A 16592-nucleotide genomic window follows, 5' to 3' on the forward strand; every position below is an offset into this window, starting at 1 on the left:
TACCAAATGCGAATTCGGATTTTCTTGCAAGGGCTTGACGGAATTGCAGGAATCCTTCTAGCGAGAGGCTGGCGCCCTGTGTATAAGCCGGGCTTTCCGTAGGCCCGCGATTAAGTCGCGGTTTTTGCTCAGGAGTTGACCTCATGTCCGAGCGGTGGACACCCGATAGCTGGCGCGCCAAGAAGGTGCTGCAGGTGCCCGATTATCCCGATGCCAAGGCATTGGCCGATGTCGAGGCCCAGCTGGCGACCTTTCCGCCGCTGGTGTTCGCGGGCGAGGCACGCAGCCTGAAGAAGGCGCTCGGCCGGGTCGCTGCCGGTGAAGCCTTCCTGCTGCAGGGCGGCGACTGCGCCGAGAGCTTTGCCGAGCACGGCGCCAACAACATCCGCGACTTCTTCCGCGTGCTGCTGCAGATGGCCGTGGTCATGACCTATGCCGGCGCGCTGCCGGTGGTGAAGGTCGGCCGCATCGCCGGGCAGTTTGCAAAACCGCGCTCGTCGCCGACCGAGAAGCAGGGCGACGTCGAGCTGCCGAGCTATCGCGGCGACATCGTCAACGACATCGCCTTCACGCCGGAAGCGCGTGTTCCCGATCCACAGCGCCAGCTGATGGCCTATCGCCAATCCGCGGCGACGCTGAACCTGCTGCGTGCGTTCGCGACCGGCGGCTTCGCCAATCTCGGCAGCGTGCATCAATGGATGCTCGGCTTCCTGAAGGATTCGCCGCAGTCCCGCCGCTACAAGGAGCTCGCCGACCGCATCTCGGACGCGCTGAACTTCATGCGCGCCTGCGGCCTCGATCTCGAGAGCCATCCCGAGCTGCGCGCCACCGATTTCTATACCAGCCACGAGGCGCTGCTGCTTGGCTACGAGCAGGCGATGACGCGGGTCGATTCCACCACCGGCGACTGGTACGCGACCTCGGGCCACATGATCTGGATCGGCGACCGCACCCGTCAGCTCGACCATGGCCATGTCGAATATTTCCGCGGCATCAAGAACCCGATCGGCCTGAAATGCGGCCCGTCGCTGAAGCCGGACGAGCTCTTGAAGCTGATCGATATCCTCAATCCCGACAATGAGCCGGGACGCCTGACCCTGATCAACCGGTTCGGCGCCGACAAGGTCGGCGACCACCTGCCGGGCCTGATCCGCGCCGTGCAGCGCGAGGGCCGTGTCGTGGTCTGGTCGTGCGATCCGATGCACGGCAACACCATCACCTCGACCTCGGGCTACAAGACGCGGCCGTTCGACCGCGTGCTGGCGGAGGTGAAGTCGTTCTTCGCAATCCATGCGGCCGAGGGCACCCATGCCGGCGGCGTGCATCTGGAGATGACCGGGCAGGACGTCACCGAATGCATCGGCGGCGCGCGCGCCATCACCGATGAGGATCTCAACGACCGCTATCACACGGTCTGCGATCCCCGTCTCAACGCCGAACAGTCGATCGACATGGCCTTCCTGATCGCCGAGCTCCTGAAGCAGGAGCGCGCCGGCAAGGTCAAACCGATGCCGGCCGCCGCGGGGTTGTGATTTGGGGCAGGCGAGTTGGGGGCAGTGACTTGAGGGCAGTGTTTTGGGGGCAGTGACTTGCTGAGGTTCTGGCGAGCCACCATCAACTCGCGCAACGGGCTGGCATTCGCCATCCGCTCGGAGCAGGCGATCCGCGAGGAGGTCGTTGCGCTCGTGCTGTCGGTGCCACTGGCCTGGCTGGTCGGCGCCACCGTGATGCGTCGGGTCGAGCTGGTCGCGACCGTGGTGCTGGTGCTCGTGATCGAGCTGCTCAACACCGCGATCGAGAAGCTCGCCGACCGTCTGACCATGGATCACGATCCGCAGATCGGGCGGGTCAAGGACATGGGCTCCGCCGCCGTCGGCGTCGCGCTGGTCATGGCCGGGCTGTTCTGGCTGTTTGCCCTCGCCGAGCGCATGGGTGCGTTCTAACCGTGACCGTCGATAAGCCGATCAAGCTTGCGGTGATCGGACGAGGTCTGATCGGGTCGGCGGCCGCGCGGCATCTGAGCAAGATGGGGCATGAGGTCGCACTGATCGGGCCGGGTGAGCCGGCTGATTTTTCGCACCATGACGGCGTGTTCGGCAGCCACTATGACGAAGGCCGCATCACCCGGACCTACGATCCGCAAGCCTTCTGGCGGCAGATGAACCGCGCCGCGATCGCGCGCTACGGCGAGATTGCTGCGGAAAGCGGTGTCGATTTCTATCGGGAAGCCGGCGCGCTTCATGTCGGCAACAGCGAAACCACCGATGTCGCTTCAGTTGGCCAAGTCTGTGCCGACGAGGCGATCTCCTGTGAATCCTATCAGGACACGGCGCTCGCCGAGCGGTTTCCGTTTCTGAAATCAACCGCGGGCATGCTGGGCTATTTCGAGCCGCGCAATGCCGGCTACATCAGCCCGCGGCGCCTGGTGCGGGCGCAGACGATCGCGGCGGAGCGCGCGGGCGCGCGGATCATCGACGAAGCTGCGCTCGGGATTTCGGAAACCGCTTCCGGTGTGACGATCCGGACGCGATCGGGTCATGTCGAAGCCGATCGTGTGCTGGTTGCCGCCGGCGGGCATACCCAATCGCTGCTCGGCCGATCGCTGGGTGTTACGGTCTATGCGCGCACCGCGGCGCTGTTCCGGCTCGATCGGGCAGAGGTCGAACGCCTGGCCGGCATGCCGTCGATGCGCTGTCTCGGGCCGAAGGGCGACAACCCCTATATCCTGCCGCCGATCCCGTATCCGGGCGGCCAGACCTGGTTGAAGCTCGGCGGCGATCCGGTCGATCGTCCGCTCGGCAGCGAAGCTGACATCAAGGACTGGTTCCGGTCGGGCGGATCAGTCGACGTCGCTGATCGCCTGCAAGCGCAAATCCTCGATCGCATCCGCGGCCTCAAGTTCGAAGAGCGCCGCGTCGTGCCCTGCATGACCAGCTTTGGCGATAGCGGCTTGCCTCTTATCGGGCCGCTGTCCGAGCGGGTCACCGTCGCATTTTGCTGCTACGGCAAGAGCGCAAAATGTTCGGACGAATTGGGCCGGATGGGTGCTTTGGCGCTGCTCGGCGAGGTGAGGGCGGAGCTTGCACCCTGACCAGGGATCCCAGTGCGATTTCTGCAATCGCACCATGACCGGACGGCCATTGAAGTTTGCCCTTGTGCGGGACAACATAAAGCTATGAGCGAACAACAGATCAAGATCACCCTGGCGCAACTCAACCCGACGGTCGGTGACGTCACCGGCAACGCCGCGAAGGCGCGCGCGGCGCGCGAGAAAGCCAAGGCCGACGGCGCCGACCTCGTGGTGTTGTCGGAGCTGTTCCTTGCCGGCTATCCGCCGGAGGATCTGGTGCTCAAGCCGGCGTTCCAATCGGCCTGCCGTGCCGCGGTCGAAGAGCTGGCGCGCGAGACCAAGGACGGCGGTCCGGCCATGCTGATCGGCACGCCCTGGGTCGAGGACGGCAAGCTCTACAATGCCTGCGCGCTGCTCGACGGCGGACGCATCGCCGCGCTGCGCTTCAAGGCCAATCTGCCCAATTACGGCGTGTTCGACGAGAAGCGGTTGTTCGCGCGCGGTCCCGCGCCGGGTCCCGTGACGGTGCGCGGCGTGCGCATCGGCGTGCCGATCTGCGAGGACATCTGGCTCGAGGAGTCCGAGGAGTACGAGAACGTCGTCGAATGTCTCGCCGAGACCGGCGCCGAGATCCTGGTGGTGCCGAACGGCTCGCCCTATGCCCGCGACAAGGCCGACCTCCGGCTGTCGATCGTGGTGGCGCGTGTCACCGAGAGCGGGCTGCCGCTGGTCTATTTGAATGAAGTCGGCGGCCAGGACGAATTGATCTTCGACGGCGCCTCGTTCGCGCTGAATGCTGATCTCTCAGTCGCGGCGCAGCTTCCGGCGTTCGAGGAGAACATCACGACGCTGACCTGGCGCAAGACCGCGGATGGCTGGCGCTGCAACGGGCCGAGCACTGCGCAGCTCGAGGGCGACAAGGCCGATTACGCGGCCTGTGTGCTCGGCCTGCGCGACTATGTCCGCAAGAACGGTTTTCCCGGCGTGCTGCTCGGCGTCTCCGGCGGCATCGACTCGGCGCTGTGCGCGGCGATCGCAGTCGACGCGCTCGGCGCCGACAAGGTGCGCGGCGTGATGCTGCCGTTCCGCTACACCGCGCAGGTGTCGCTCGACGATGCGGCCAAGCTCGCCGCCGCGCTCGGCATCCGCTACGAGATCCTGCCGATTGCCGACGCCGTGAACGGGTTCGAGAAGATCCTGGCGCCGGTGTTTGCTGGCATGGAGCGCGACATCACCGAGGAGAATCTGCAGGCGCGCGCCCGCGGCACGCTGTTGATGGCGATCTCCAACAAGACCGGCGCCATGGTGGTGACGACCGGCAACAAGTCGGAAATGTCGGTCGGCTACGCCACGCTGTATGGCGACATGAATGGCGGCTTCAACCCGATCAAGGACATCTACAAGACCGAGGTGTTCCGCCTGTCCAGCCTGCGCAATGCCTGGAAGCCGGACGGCGCGCTCGGCCCGTCGGGCGAGGTGATCCCGGTCAACATCATCATTCGGCCGCCGACCGCGGAGTTGCGCGAGAACCAGACCGACCAGGATTCGCTGCCGCCTTATGATGTGCTGGACGCGATCCTGGAGCGGCTCGTCGAGCGCGAGGAGCCGCTTGCGACCATCATCGAAGCCGGCTTCGACCGCGACGTGGTGACCCGCGTCGACCGCCTGCTCAACATCGCCGAATACAAGCGGCGGCAGGCTGCACCCGGGGTGAAGGTGACGCGGAAGAACTTTGGCCGCGACCGCCGCTATCCCATCACCAACCGCTTCCGCGATTTCGGCAAGGCGCTGCCGGAGCCCGACGAGAAGCTGGTGACGCGCACTTCGCGCGCGTCGGCGGAGGCGTTTGAGGGCTAAACCCTACTGCTTCTTCTGTTGGATGAACGTCGGGCCGACCGTGCGGATCTGGCCGTCGCTCGTGGGCGCGGCCGGGGCCGGCGCAGTGGCGTCAGCGGCAGCCGGCTGCTGAGCGGCCGCTGCCGGCGCACCCTTCTTGCCGGCGGCAGCCTTGGTCTGCGCGCGCTGCTGCATCTTCCGCGCGCTCTCCTCGGTGACGATGATGTCGCCCTGCTGCGCAGCGGCCGACTGGTCGTCGACCGCCTTCAACGCTTCGGCCCAGCTCTGGCCGGCCGCCCTGCACGAGCAGGACGGGTTGAACTCGGTTCGGTACTTGAAGGCGTTCGGCAGCGATGAGTAAGACTGGCCGCTGATCGAGACCGCCTGGTTGATGTCTTCGCCGGGATTACGGTAGGCGAACAGGCTGGCCTCCGCGGCCGGGCACTGCGCCTTGCAGACCTGCTCGTCGGCGGCAAAGCGCGCCTGCGTGGTTGCGAACGAGATCGGGAAATAGGCGCCGTCACAGGTGCGGACGCAGACGGTGCGGAAGGTGCCGGACTGCCCGGCATATTGCGCGTCGGGCGGGGGCAGCGGATTTCCCGGATTGCCGCCACCGCCGCCGCCGAACAGGTTCTCGATGAAATTGCCGGGGCCACGCGCGGCGGCCGCGGCGTATTGCGGGCCGCAATTGTTCTGCGCCAGCGCGGTCAGGACCGAGCGGCGCTGGTTTTCACGGTCGGCGCCGCCGAGGCCGCCGGTGCGCAGCCGCTCGAGGTTGGCGGTCATCTGGTCGAGATTGGCGCGCATCTGCTGGATCTGGTTGTTGACCGGTCCGCACTGCGCCGAGTTGTTATTGAAGAGCGAGAAGAACCCGGAGCTGTCGCAGCCCATGCGGCGGGCCTGCGCGGTTACGCGATCGAGCTCGCCCTGCTGCCGCGTTGCCGCGTCCTGATAGCGGCGGATCTGCTCGTCCTTGGCCGGGTCGCCGCTGCCGCCGCCACGATCGATCGCCGCCAGCTGGCCCTCGAGCCGCACGCACATCGGATTGGCCTGCGGATTGGGCTGGGCGCCCTGGGGCGCCGGGCCGGGCGGGCCCGGCGGCACCTGCGCCAGCACATCAGTGGCGGGCAGGGCGATGCCGGCCAGCACGGCGCAAGTCAAAAACCAGCGGGGGAAGCGAGATCGGGAGCTATTGGGCATATCCGGCCATTAAAACGACGCCGCGCGGCGAGCAACGCCAAAGCGCGCGGGCAAGGCCGCTGCAATAGCCTTTTCTCGGGGCAGCGTCACGTCGTTTCCGGGGCGCCGGTGTGGCAATAACCCCGTTTATCCAGCGGCTTGGCTCAGCGCTGGCAGGTGATGGCGACGTATTCGCCGCAGCTATTCCCGGTGCATTTCTGGTTCGCGGCGTGCGGAACCGCGCCGGTGATCTCGTCGGGATCGACGCGACGGTAATTGGTGGCCTGCGCAAAATCGCGTGACCGGCAATAGGCGCGGGCAGCGGACGCGCCGCAGCGGTCACCACGGGCGAGGCACTGGTCGATGCCGTAGCCGTCGGCCTCATTGGCGATGATGAAAACCCGGCTGTCGGCCAGCGCGGCCGAGGGGATAAGGGCGGACGGGACAAGGAAAAGCGAGCAGGCAATCAATGCTGAAATGGGCCGCATGGTGCACCAGTGAAATGGCGGGGAATCCGCGAGCCACCGGATACGCCCAAATGCTTAATAATGATTAACCATGAGGGCGTTGGCGTGATTTCGCTCAGCGGCACGGCGCAAAACGCCCGGAAACAGCCCCTTGACGCGATAAGGGGGTCATGAGACATGGTGGAACCATGAACGGCCACCTCGCCATCTGCAGCATTTGCCGCGAGATTATGAGCTAGCGATTCGCTGGCTGAGGCCGTCTTTTCTCAATCGCCTGAGAATCACTGGACGCCCGGCCGCAAGGGATGGGTACCCATGGATTTGCGCCTCTACGATACGTTGACCCGGGAGAAGCGGCCGTTCGTGCCGCTCGATACCAACAATGTCCGCATGTACGCCTGCGGACCGACGGTCTACGACTTCGCCCATATCGGCAACGGCCGTGCGGCCATTGTCTTCGACGTCCTGTTCCGCGCGCTGCGCCATCGCTATGGCGCCGGCCACGTGACCTATGTCCGCAACATCACCGACGTCGACGACAAGATCAATGTCCGCGCCGCGCGGGACTATCCCGGCGTGCCGCTGAACGAGGCGATCCGCAAGGTCACCGAGCAGACCTACCAGCAGTATCAGGATGACGTCACCGCGCTCGGTTGCTTGCCGCCGACCGTGCAGCCGCGCGCGACCGAGCACATCCCGGAGATGCGCGCGATCATCGAGAAGCTGGTCGCCGGCGGCTTCGCCTATGTCGCCGAAGACCACGTGCTGTTCTCGCCGCAGGCGATGAACGCGGCCAATTCGGTGCTGCCGCGTTACGGTTCGCTGTCGAAGCGCTCGCTCGACGAGATGATCGCGGGCGCCCGCGTCGATGTCGCGCCCTACAAGCGCGACAACACCGACTTCGTGCTGTGGAAGCCGTCGAAGCCGGGCGAGCCGTCCTGGCCGTCGCCGGCGGGCATTGCGGTCGAGGGCCGGCCCGGTTGGCATATCGAGTGCTCGGCGATGGCCTGGAAGCATCTCGGCGAGAAGTTCGACATCCATGGCGGCGGCATCGATCTGGTGTTCCCGCACCATGAGAACGAGCTGGCGCAGACCTGCTGCGCGTTCCACACCGACCGCATGGCCAATGTCTGGATGCACAACGGCTTCCTGCAGATCGAAAGCGAGAAGATGTCGAAGTCGCTCGGCAACTTCTTCACGATCCGCGATCTGCTGGGGAAATGGCCCGGAGATGTGCTTCGTCTTCAAATGTTGATGACGCACTATCGGTCACCGCTTGATTGGACCGAAGAACGCACGTTACAGGCCAATATCGAGTTGGAGGACTGGTCTCATGTTCTGCAGTCTTATTATTCGTGGCCTGAGAAGGTCTTTCCATCGCCGGAAAGGCTCTTCGAGGTTCTTGCGGATGATCTAGACACACCCAACGCCGTAACGCTGCTGCGTGAGCTATACTCACGTGCAAGAAAGGGGACTCAGAAAGACGTACTTGAGTTTGCCGCTTCCTGCCGTCTGTTAGGCTTCCGCAATCTTGATAAGCCTGGCCTCTTTGAGCAAGGCACCTCAGGCATTGGCGAGGGATCTGCCCGTCTCTTATTCGAGAACGCGACACGCGTTCAGGCGTTGCGAGCAGCCTATGCCAACGCGGCCGCGCCGACCGTGATTTCGTCGATCAAATCGGAAATCGAGGGTACAGGCGTACGAGTTGAGATCGACAATCGGTACAATATCGAACTAGTGCTTGGCGACAGAAGCGGTATTGAGGCCAAAGTGCAGGAGCTGATCAACCTGCGCACAGCCGCTCGCGCCCGAAAAGACTTCAAGGAGTCTGATCGCATTCGCGACGAACTCGCTGCAATGGGCGTGCAACTCAAAGACGGCAAGGACGCGGACGGCAATCCGATCACCACCTGGGAGATCGCGCGATGAGCCGTTCTGCACCCGCATTGCGTCCGTATCTGCCTGACGACGCGCCGCTGCTGGCGGCGATCTTCGCGGCCTCGATCATGGATCTGACCGGCGACGATTACAGCGAGGCGCAGCAGGAAGCCTGGGCGACGGCCGCCGACGACGAAGAGGCGTTCGGCAAGAAGCTCGCCGGGCAACTGACGCTGATCGCGACGTTGCAGGGCGCGCCGGTCGGGTTCGCCTCGCTGAAGGGGGCCGATCACATCGACATGCTCTACGTGCATCCGAGTGCGGTTGGGCAGGGCGTCGGCGCCGCGCTGTGCGATGCGCTGGAGAAGATCGCCAGCGCCCGCGGCACCAAGACGCTGAAGGTCGATGCCAGCGACACCGCGCTCGAATTCTTCCGCAAGCACGGCTATGTCGCGCAGCAGCGCAATTCGGTCACCATCGGCGACGAGTGGCTCGCCAACACCACGATGCAGAAGACGCTCGACGGCGTTGCCGCCCCCGGAGGCCACGCATGAGCCGCGAGCGCCTCTATCTGTTCGACACCACGCTGCGCGACGGCGCGCAGACCAACGGCGTCGACTTCACGCTGCAGGACAAGCAGGTGATCGCAGGCATGCTCGACCAACTCGGCATCGACTATGTCGAGGGCGGCTATCCCGGCGCCAATCCGACCGACACCGAGTTCTTCAGCAAAAAGCCTGCCTTCGACCACGCGCGCTTCACCGCGTTCGGCATGACGCGGCGGCCTGGCCGCTCGGCCTCGAATGATCCGGGGCTCGCCGGCATCCTCGAGGCCAAGGCGGACGCGATCTGCTTCGTCGCGAAATCCTCCGCTTACCAGGTCCGCGTCGCGCTCGAGACCACCAACGAGGAGAATCTCGCCTCGATCCGCGACAGCGTCGCTGCCGCGAAGGCGCTCGGCCGCGAGGTGATGGTTGACTGCGAGCATTTCTTCGACGGCTACAAAGAGAATCGCGACTACGCGCTCGCGTGCGCGACGGCGGCCTATCAGGCCGGCGCGCGCTGGGTGGTGCTGTGCGACACCAATGGCGGCACCATGCCGCATGAGATCGAGACCATCGTCGCCGATGTCGTCACGCAGGTGCCGGGCGCCCATGTCGGCATCCACGCCCATAACGACACCGAGCAGGCGGTCGCCAATTCGCTCGCAGCGGTGCGCGCCGGCGCGCGGCAGATCCAGGGCACGCTCAACGGCCTCGGCGAGCGCTGCGGCAACGCCAATCTCTGCTCGCTGATCCCGACCCTGAAGCTGAAGCAGGAGTTCTCCGACAAGTTCGAGATCGGGGTCACCACCGAGAAGTTGGCGACGCTGATGAAGGTGTCGCGCACGCTCGACGACATGCTGAACCGTGCGCCCAACCGTCATGCGGCTTACGTCGGCGAGAGCGCCTTCGTGACCAAGACCGGCATCCATGCCTCTGCTGTCATGAAGGATCCGCAGACCTATGAGCATGTGTTGCCGGAGACCGTCGGCAACCACCGCAAGGTGCTGGTCTCGGATCAGGCCGGCCGTTCCAACGTGATGGCCGAGCTCGACCGCGCCGGCATCGTCTACGACAAGGGCGACCCGCGGCTGACGCGGCTGGTCGAGGAGTTGAAGGAGCGCGAGGCCGCGGGCTTCGCCTATGAATCCGCCAATGCCTCGTTCGACCTGCTGGCGCGCCGCACGCTCGGCAAGGTGCCGCAATATTTCACCGTCGAGCAGTTCGACGTCAATGTCGAGCAGCGCTACAACGCCAACGGCCAGCGCGTCACCGTGGCGCTGGCGGTGGTCAAGGTCGACGTCGACGGCGAGCGACTGATCTCGGCCGCCGAAGGCAACGGTCCGGTCAACGCGCTCGACGTGGCGCTGCGCAAGGACCTCGGCAAGTACCAGAAATACATCGATGGCTTGAAGCTGATCGACTACCGCGTGCGTATCCTCAATGGCGGCACCGAGGCGGTGACGCGGGTTCTGATCGAGAGCGAAGACGAGACCGGCGAGAGCTGGACCACGGTCGGCGTCTCGCCCAATATCATCGACGCCTCGTTCCAGGCGCTGATGGATTCGGTGTTCTACAAGCTGGTGAAGTCGGGCGCGCAGGCGTGAGAGGCTAGGCTGTCATTCCGGGGCGCGTCGAAGACGCGAACCCGGAATCTCGAGATCCGGGTTCGATGCTTCGCGTCGCCCCCGAATGACGGATGGAAGGAGAGCGTCAATCATGATCGACCACGTCTCCGTCGGCGTCCGCGATCTCGAGCGCGCGGCGCGGTTCTATGAGCCGACGCTGGCCGCGCTCGGCCTCAACCGTCTCGTCACGCGGCCGGCGACCATCGGCTTCGGCAAGGCCTACCCTGAATTCTGGATCAACCTGCGCGCCGCGATGGCGCACGTCGCGCATGAGAGCGGCACCCATATCTGCCTGCGCGCGAAGAGCACGACTGAGGTCGATGCGTTCCATGCCGCCGCGCTGGCTTCCGGCGGCCTGTCCGACGGCCCGCCCGGCCTGCGGCCGCACGACCGCGTGCGCTACTACGCGGCCTTTGTGCTCGACCCCGACGGCAACCGCATCGAAGCCGTGACGTTTCCGAGCGAGTAGCGGCTACAGGCGCCGCGCGACTTCAGGCGCGAGTTCCTTCGCCGCGGCCGGCTTGCCGGCTACCGCCGAACGCAGCCGCGGCAGGATGTCGTCGACGCGGTCGGCCATCAGGACGTTGATCGGCAGCGTCGGGCGGATGAACTCGGTCATGCGCATGTGGTTCAGCAGCGAGAGCAGGGGCTCCCAGAAGTTGTCGATGTTGGCGAGCAGGATCGGCTTGGAGTGGCGGCCGAGCTGCTGCCAGGTCAGTTGCTCGACCAGTTCCTCCAGGGTGCCGATGCCGCCCGGCAGCGCGACGAACGCGTCCGAGCGCTCGAACATCAGGCGCTTGCGCTCGTGCATGTCGGGCGTGACGATCATCTCCTGGACCGAGGTCAGCGCATTCTCGCGCGCCCGCAGGAATTCCGGGATGATGCCGGTCACGGAGCCGCCATGATCGAGCGTGGATTTGGCGACCGCGCCCATCAGGCCGATCGAGCCGCCGCCATAGACCAGGCGTACGTTGTTTTCAGCAAAGGCCTTGCCGAGCGCGACGGCACCTTCAACGAAGCGGGGATTGTTACCGGGGCCGGAGCCGCAATAAACACAGACGGTCTTGATTTCGTTCATACGTTCCTTGTGGCACTGCAGCGTAAACAGGGTCAAGACTCCCATATGGGGATTGAAAGCCAAAAAATCCCGTAAATTCCCGCGAATCGCGAACAATTTTCGTCATAAGCCTGTACGCCGCGTCCAAACGATCTATATGACGGGCACAATGGCAAATCGTGGAAAAGATGTGGCAGCGGACCGCCGCGCCATGACGGCGAGGGTGGGCTCCTGATGGTGCCGCCGCAACAGAGGATCACCGCTGCCGCGGAGCCCACGGCTACCACGCCGGCCGCCGAGAGGGGCACGCTGCTCGGTACCCTGGTTCATCTCTGGCCTTACATCTGGCCGGGCGATCGCGCCGATCTAAAGATGCGCGTGATCTGGTCGGTGGTGCTGCTGCTGTTCGCCAAGCTGGCGACGCTGTCGGTGCCGTTCACCTTCAAATGGGCGATCGACGCGCTGAACGGCGCGGGCTCGGCACCGGTCGAGCCATCGAACTGGGTGCTTTGGCTGATCGCCTCGCCGGTGCTGATGACGATCAGCTATGGCGCGGTCCGCATCATCATGGCGGTGCTCACCCAGTGGCGCGACGGTATCTTCGCCCGCGTCGCGATGCATGCGGTGCGGCGGCTCGCCTACATCACCTTCGTCCACATGCACGAGCTGTCGCTGCGCTTCCATCTGGAGCGCAAGACCGGCGGCCTGACCCGCGTGCTGGAGCGCGGCCGCTCCGGCATCGAGACCATCGTGCGGATGGTGATCCTGCAGCTGATCCCGACCATCGTCGAGGTCGCGCTGCTGGCGGCGGTGCTGTTGTGGCAGTTCGACTGGCGCTACGTGGTCGCAGTGCTGATCACGGTCGTGGTGTTCATGTACTACACCTACATCGCGACCGAGTGGCGGATCGAGATCCGTCGCAAGATGAACGATTCCGACACCGAGGCGAACACCAAGGCGATCGACTCGCTGCTCAACTACGAGACGGTGAAATATTTCGGCGCCGAAGAGCGCGAGGCGAGGCGCTACGACCGCTCGATGGAGCGCTACGAGCAGGCCAGCGTGAAGACCTACACCTCGCTCGCCGTGCTCAACACCGGGCAGGCGATCATCTTCACCGCCGGCCTGACCGCGACCATGCTGATGTGCGCGTTCGGCATCCGCAACGGCACCCATACCGTCGGCGATTTCGTGCTGATCAATTCGATGATGATCCAGCTCTACCAGCCGCTGAACTTCATGGGCATGGTCTATCGTGAGATCAAGCAGGCGATCATCGACATCGAGAAGATGTTCGACGTGCTGGCGCGCGATCCCGAGGTGAAGGACATGCCGGGCGCAAAGCCGCTCGCAGTGTCCGCCGGCAGCGTGCGCTTCGAGGATGTCCGCTTCGCCTACGAGCCGGACCGGTCGATCCTCAAGGGCCTGAGCTTCGAGGTGCCGGCCGGCAAGACGGTTGCGATCGTCGGTCCCTCGGGCGCCGGCAAGTCGACGATCTCGCGGCTCCTGTTCCGGCTCTATGACGTCTCGAGCGGCCGCATCCTGATCGACGGCCAGGACATCAAGACCGTGACGCAGGCCTCGTTGCGCTCGGCGATCGGCATGGTGCCGCAGGATACCGTGCTGTTCAACGACACCATCCGCTACAACATCCGCTACGGCCGCTGGGATGCCGGTGACGACGAGGTCGAGGAGGCGGCGCGGCTCGCGCAGATCGACGGCTTCATCCGGATGTCGCCGCAGGGCTACGAGACCCAGGTCGGCGAACGCGGCCTGAAACTCTCCGGCGGCGAGAAGCAGCGCGTCGCGATCGCGCGCACCGTGCTGAAGGCGCCGCCGATCCTGGTGCTGGACGAGGCGACCTCCGCGCTCGACAGTCACACCGAGGCCGAGATCCAAGGCGCGCTGGAGCGGGTCTCGCGCAACCGCACCTCGCTGGTGATCGCGCACCGGCTGTCGACCATCGTCGGCGCCGACGAGATCATCGTGCTGGACCAGGGCCGGATCGCCGAGCGCGGCACTCACGCGCGGCTTTTGGCCGCCGACGGGCTCTATGCCAGCATGTGGAACCGGCAGCGCGAGGCCGAGGAGGCCCGCGAACGGCTCGCCCAGGTCGATGACGACGGCACCGCGCCGAATCGCCTGCCGCCGGCGGTCACTGAATCCTCACAGGATTCCAGCCCCGTTGCGGGTGAGAAGCCCTTGCCGACCGCCGCGGAATAGTCGATTAGGGCATGATCCGGAAAAGCGCGAAGCGGTTTTCCGAAAAGGATCATGCCGAAGACAACCGACCAAAGCGCGATGATCGCGCTTTAAGGCCTCTCCCGCCAACCGGGGCGGGGAAACCCAAGCGAGCTCTGATGTCGATCGCCAATTCCATCCGCGCGCAGATCCCGCCGATCCATCCGGAGGGCTATCCCTTCATCGGCGGGTTCGCTCTGGCGAGCCTGATCCTGTTCTGGATCTGGACCCCGCTGGGGTGGATCGGGACGCTGCTGACGGTCTGGTGCGCATTGTTCTTCCGCGACCCGGTGCGGGTGACGCCGCTGCGTGACGGCATCGTGGTGTCGCCGGCGGATGGCCGCGTCTCCATGGTGGTGCAGGCGTTGCCGCCGGCCGAGCTCGGCCTCGGCGACAAGCCGCTGCCGCGGGTCTCGGTGTTCATGAGCGTGTTCAACTGCCATGTGAATCGCAGCCCGGTGGTCGGCCGCATCGACCGCATCGCCTACCGGCCCGGCGCGTTCATCAATGCCGAGCTCGACAAGGCGAGCGAGGACAATGAGCGCAATTCGCTGGTCATCTCGACCGCCAACGGCCGCATCGGCGTGGTCCAGATCGCGGGTCTCGTGGCGCGGCGCATCGTCTGCTTCGTCAAGGAAGGCCAGTCGATCGGCGCCGGCGAGCGCTTCGGCCTGATCCGGTTCGGCTCGCGGCTCGATGTCTACCTGCCCGAGGGCACCAAGGCGCTGGTCTCCGAAGGCCAGACCGCGGTGGCCGGCGAGACGATTTTGGCGGATTTCCGCAACGCCGATCCGGGCCGCACCTACCGCGCCGATTAACTCTGTTTTGGCAGGCTGATCAGTCGGTTCCCGCGCCAATGGCGGAGCGGGGCCATGCTTGCTATATTTATCGGACCATGACGCCATTCGATAACAATTCCAGCGAGCTTCGCCGCCGCCGGTTCCGCCCGATCCCGGTGCGGATGCTGGTGCCGAACATGATCACGCTGCTGGCGATCTGCGCCGGCCTCACCGCGATCCGGCTGTCGACGGAAGGGCGGATGGAGCTTGCGGTCGCCGCCATCGTGTTCGCCGCGATCCTCGACGGCATCGACGGCCGCGTCGCGCGCATGATCAAGGGCCAGTCGAAATTCGGCGCCGAGCTCGACAGCCTCGCCGACTTCGTCAATTTCGGCGTCGCGCCGGGCCTGATCCTGTATTTCTGGCAGTTGCATGAATTGAACAATGGCGGCTGGATCGCCGCGATGGTGTTTGCGATCTCCGGCGGCCTGCGCCTGGCGCGCTTCAATGCCTCGATCGACGACCCGAACAAGCCGGCCTTCGCCGCCAATTATTTCACCGGCGTGCCGGCACCGGCCGGTGCGATCACCGTGCTGCTGCCGATCTATCTCGCCTTCCTCGGCGTGCCAATGCCGCCGGCGACGCTGACGGCGTTCTACACGCTGCTGATCGCTTTCCTGATGGTGTCGCGGCTGCCGGTGTTCTCCGGCAAGACCGTGAAGATGCGCGTGCCGCCGGAGATGGTGCTGCCGGTGTTCGTGTCGGTGGTGTTCTTCGTCGCGCTGCTGATCGGGTATCCCTGGCACATCCTGTCGGCGGGCTCGGTGGCCTATCTGATCAGCCTGCCCTGGGGCTGGAAGTCCTATCGCGACCAGGAGCGCCAACTTGCGGCGCAGACGCAGGCGGCGAGTGCGCCGGCACCGGCCGCCACGCCCTACACGGCACCGGTCGCAGATACGGTCCACGACGACCGTCCGTCGCATCTGCATTAAGGCCACTGTATAATCCGTCATCCCCGCGCAAAGGCAAGCCTTTGCGCGGGGATGACGGTGATGGAGCACTTCCCAAATATCAGCCATGAGCGTGCCTCGGTTGGGTTCGCCTCTGATCTCGGCTATAGGCTGGGACGGCCTCGCGAACGCCAATAATCAGGAGAGAAACGCCGTGACGACATCCGCTTCCGCCCCGCTTCCTGCCTCCGTCCTTGAAGCGTTGGCGCGCTATGACACGCCGACGATCTGCAACGCGATGGAGATCGTAGCGCCCGAGCGCCGTCTGATCGGCTACACCGTGAAGCCCCTGGTCTGCCCGTTCCCGACCTTGCCGCCGATCGTCGGCTACGCGCGCACGGTCGCGATCCGCTCGGTGCTGAAATCCGGCCTCTCGGCCGAGGAGCAGTCGAAGCGCCGCATCGACTATTACGAATATGTCGGCACCGGCTTCGGCCCGCGCATCTCGGTGATCCAGGACATCGACGGTCCGGACGTCGGCTACGGCGCGTTCTGGGGCGAGGTGCAAAGCGCCGTGCACAAGGCGCTCGGCTGCCTCGGCGTCATCACCGACGGCTCGATCCGCGACATCCCGCAATGGGCGCCGGGTTTCCAGGCGCTGGCCGGCTCGATCGGCCCGTCGCACGCCTGGGTGCACGCCGAAAGCTTCGGCGGCGAGGTCCGCGTCGCCGGCATGACGGTGCGCTCCGACGACCTGATCCATGCCGACAGCCACGGCGCGATCGTGATCCCCTATGACGTCGCGGCCAAGCTGCCGGAGGCCGCCGAGCTGTGCGGCCGCCGCGAGACCCCGATCCTCGACATCGCGCGCAGCAAGGACTTTTCGCTCGAGAAGCTGAAGGACGCGCTGAAGCGTTCGTCGGAAATCCACTGACACATTGCGCGTTTTCGATATGCGGAGCGGC

The 16592-nt window shown here is 65.3% G+C and carries 15 protein-coding genes; 12 read left to right on the forward strand and 3 right to left on the reverse strand.

Annotated elements, in window-relative coordinates; translation table 11 throughout:
* Positions 1-143: 143 nt before the first annotated feature.
* From CK489_RS24275 to CK489_RS24290, 4 genes are all read left to right on the forward strand, one after another.
* Positions 144-1532 (forward strand): class II 3-deoxy-7-phosphoheptulonate synthase, encoded by a 1389-nt coding sequence (locus CK489_RS24275; protein ID WP_095734085.1) that lies wholly within the window; start codon positions 144-146, stop codon positions 1530-1532.
* 57 nt (positions 1533-1589) lie between these two features.
* Complete coding sequence (locus tag CK489_RS24280; RefSeq protein WP_092127200.1) at positions 1590-1943, forward strand: diacylglycerol kinase; 354 nt, start codon at positions 1590-1592, stop codon at positions 1941-1943.
* Between the two features lie 2 nt (positions 1944-1945).
* Positions 1946-3091: an NAD(P)/FAD-dependent oxidoreductase gene (locus CK489_RS24285; RefSeq protein ID WP_198961011.1), complete on the forward strand. Its 1146-nt coding sequence runs from the start codon at positions 1946-1948 to the stop codon at positions 3089-3091.
* Between the two features lie 84 nt (positions 3092-3175).
* The gene (locus CK489_RS24290; RefSeq protein ID WP_095734086.1) at positions 3176-4927 is read left to right on the forward strand and encodes an NAD+ synthase; all 1752 of its coding nucleotides are present in this window, start codon (positions 3176-3178) and stop codon (positions 4925-4927) included.
* 3 nt (positions 4928-4930) lie between these two features.
* Here CK489_RS24290 and CK489_RS24295 read toward each other — a convergent pair whose 3' ends face one another.
* Positions 4931-6106 (reverse strand): DUF2865 domain-containing protein, encoded by a 1176-nt coding sequence (locus CK489_RS24295; protein WP_050628997.1) that lies wholly within the window; start codon positions 6104-6106, stop codon positions 4931-4933.
* A 143-nt stretch (positions 6107-6249) separates the two neighbouring features.
* The gene (locus CK489_RS24300; protein WP_198961012.1) at positions 6250-6573 is read right to left on the reverse strand and encodes a hypothetical protein; all 324 of its coding nucleotides are present in this window, start codon (positions 6571-6573) and stop codon (positions 6250-6252) included.
* Positions 6574-6867: 294 nt separating this feature from the next.
* Between CK489_RS24300 and cysS the strand changes: the two genes are divergently transcribed.
* The 4 genes from cysS to CK489_RS24320 all read left to right on the forward strand — a co-directional run bounded on the left by cysS (position 6868) and on the right by CK489_RS24320 (position 11069).
* Positions 6868-8481 carry a cysteine--tRNA ligase gene (gene cysS, locus CK489_RS24305; protein ID WP_095734088.1) on the forward strand — a complete coding sequence of 538 codons (1614 nt, stop codon included), beginning with the start codon at positions 6868-6870 and terminating at the stop codon, positions 8479-8481.
* A complete protein-coding gene (locus tag CK489_RS24310) occupies positions 8478-8984 on the forward strand; it encodes a GNAT family N-acetyltransferase (RefSeq protein ID WP_095734089.1) in 507 nt (168 codons plus the stop codon). The genes cysS and CK489_RS24310 overlap by 4 nt, the downstream gene beginning before the upstream one ends.
* A complete protein-coding gene (cimA, locus tag CK489_RS24315) occupies positions 8981-10579 on the forward strand; it encodes a citramalate synthase (protein ID WP_095734090.1) in 1599 nt (532 codons plus the stop codon). The genes CK489_RS24310 and cimA overlap by 4 nt, the downstream gene beginning before the upstream one ends.
* Positions 10580-10691: 112 nt before the next feature.
* Positions 10692-11069 (forward strand): VOC family protein, encoded by a 378-nt coding sequence (locus tag CK489_RS24320; protein ID WP_095734091.1) that lies wholly within the window; start codon positions 10692-10694, stop codon positions 11067-11069.
* 3 nt (positions 11070-11072) lie between these two features.
* Here the strand turns inward: CK489_RS24320 and CK489_RS24325 are convergent, their stop codons facing one another.
* A complete protein-coding gene (locus CK489_RS24325) occupies positions 11073-11678 on the reverse strand; it encodes an LOG family protein (protein WP_095734639.1) in 606 nt (201 codons plus the stop codon).
* A gap of 213 nt (positions 11679-11891) precedes the next feature.
* Between CK489_RS24325 and CK489_RS24330 the strand changes: the two genes are divergently transcribed.
* The 4 genes from CK489_RS24330 to CK489_RS24345 all read left to right on the forward strand — a co-directional run bounded on the left by CK489_RS24330 (position 11892) and on the right by CK489_RS24345 (position 16561).
* Positions 11892-13880, forward strand: coding sequence for an ABCB family ABC transporter ATP-binding protein/permease (locus CK489_RS24330; protein ID WP_245350500.1), 1989 nt, complete (start codon positions 11892-11894; stop codon positions 13878-13880).
* Between the two features lie 137 nt (positions 13881-14017).
* The gene (locus CK489_RS24335) at positions 14018-14716 is read left to right on the forward strand and encodes a phosphatidylserine decarboxylase (protein WP_050629004.1); all 699 of its coding nucleotides are present in this window, start codon (positions 14018-14020) and stop codon (positions 14714-14716) included.
* A 77-nt stretch (positions 14717-14793) separates the two neighbouring features.
* A complete protein-coding gene (pssA, locus tag CK489_RS24340; RefSeq protein WP_095734641.1) occupies positions 14794-15669 on the forward strand; it encodes a CDP-diacylglycerol--serine O-phosphatidyltransferase in 876 nt (291 codons plus the stop codon).
* 172 nt (positions 15670-15841) lie between these two features.
* Complete coding sequence (locus CK489_RS24345) at positions 15842-16561, forward strand: RraA family protein (protein WP_021081846.1); 720 nt, start codon at positions 15842-15844, stop codon at positions 16559-16561.
* The last annotated feature ends 31 nt before the right edge of the window (positions 16562-16592 follow it).

Origin of the sequence: Bradyrhizobium sp. UFLA03-84 (genome assembly GCF_002289535.1) — a bacterium.
GTDB lineage: Bacteria > Pseudomonadota > Alphaproteobacteria > Rhizobiales > Xanthobacteraceae > Bradyrhizobium > Bradyrhizobium viridifuturi.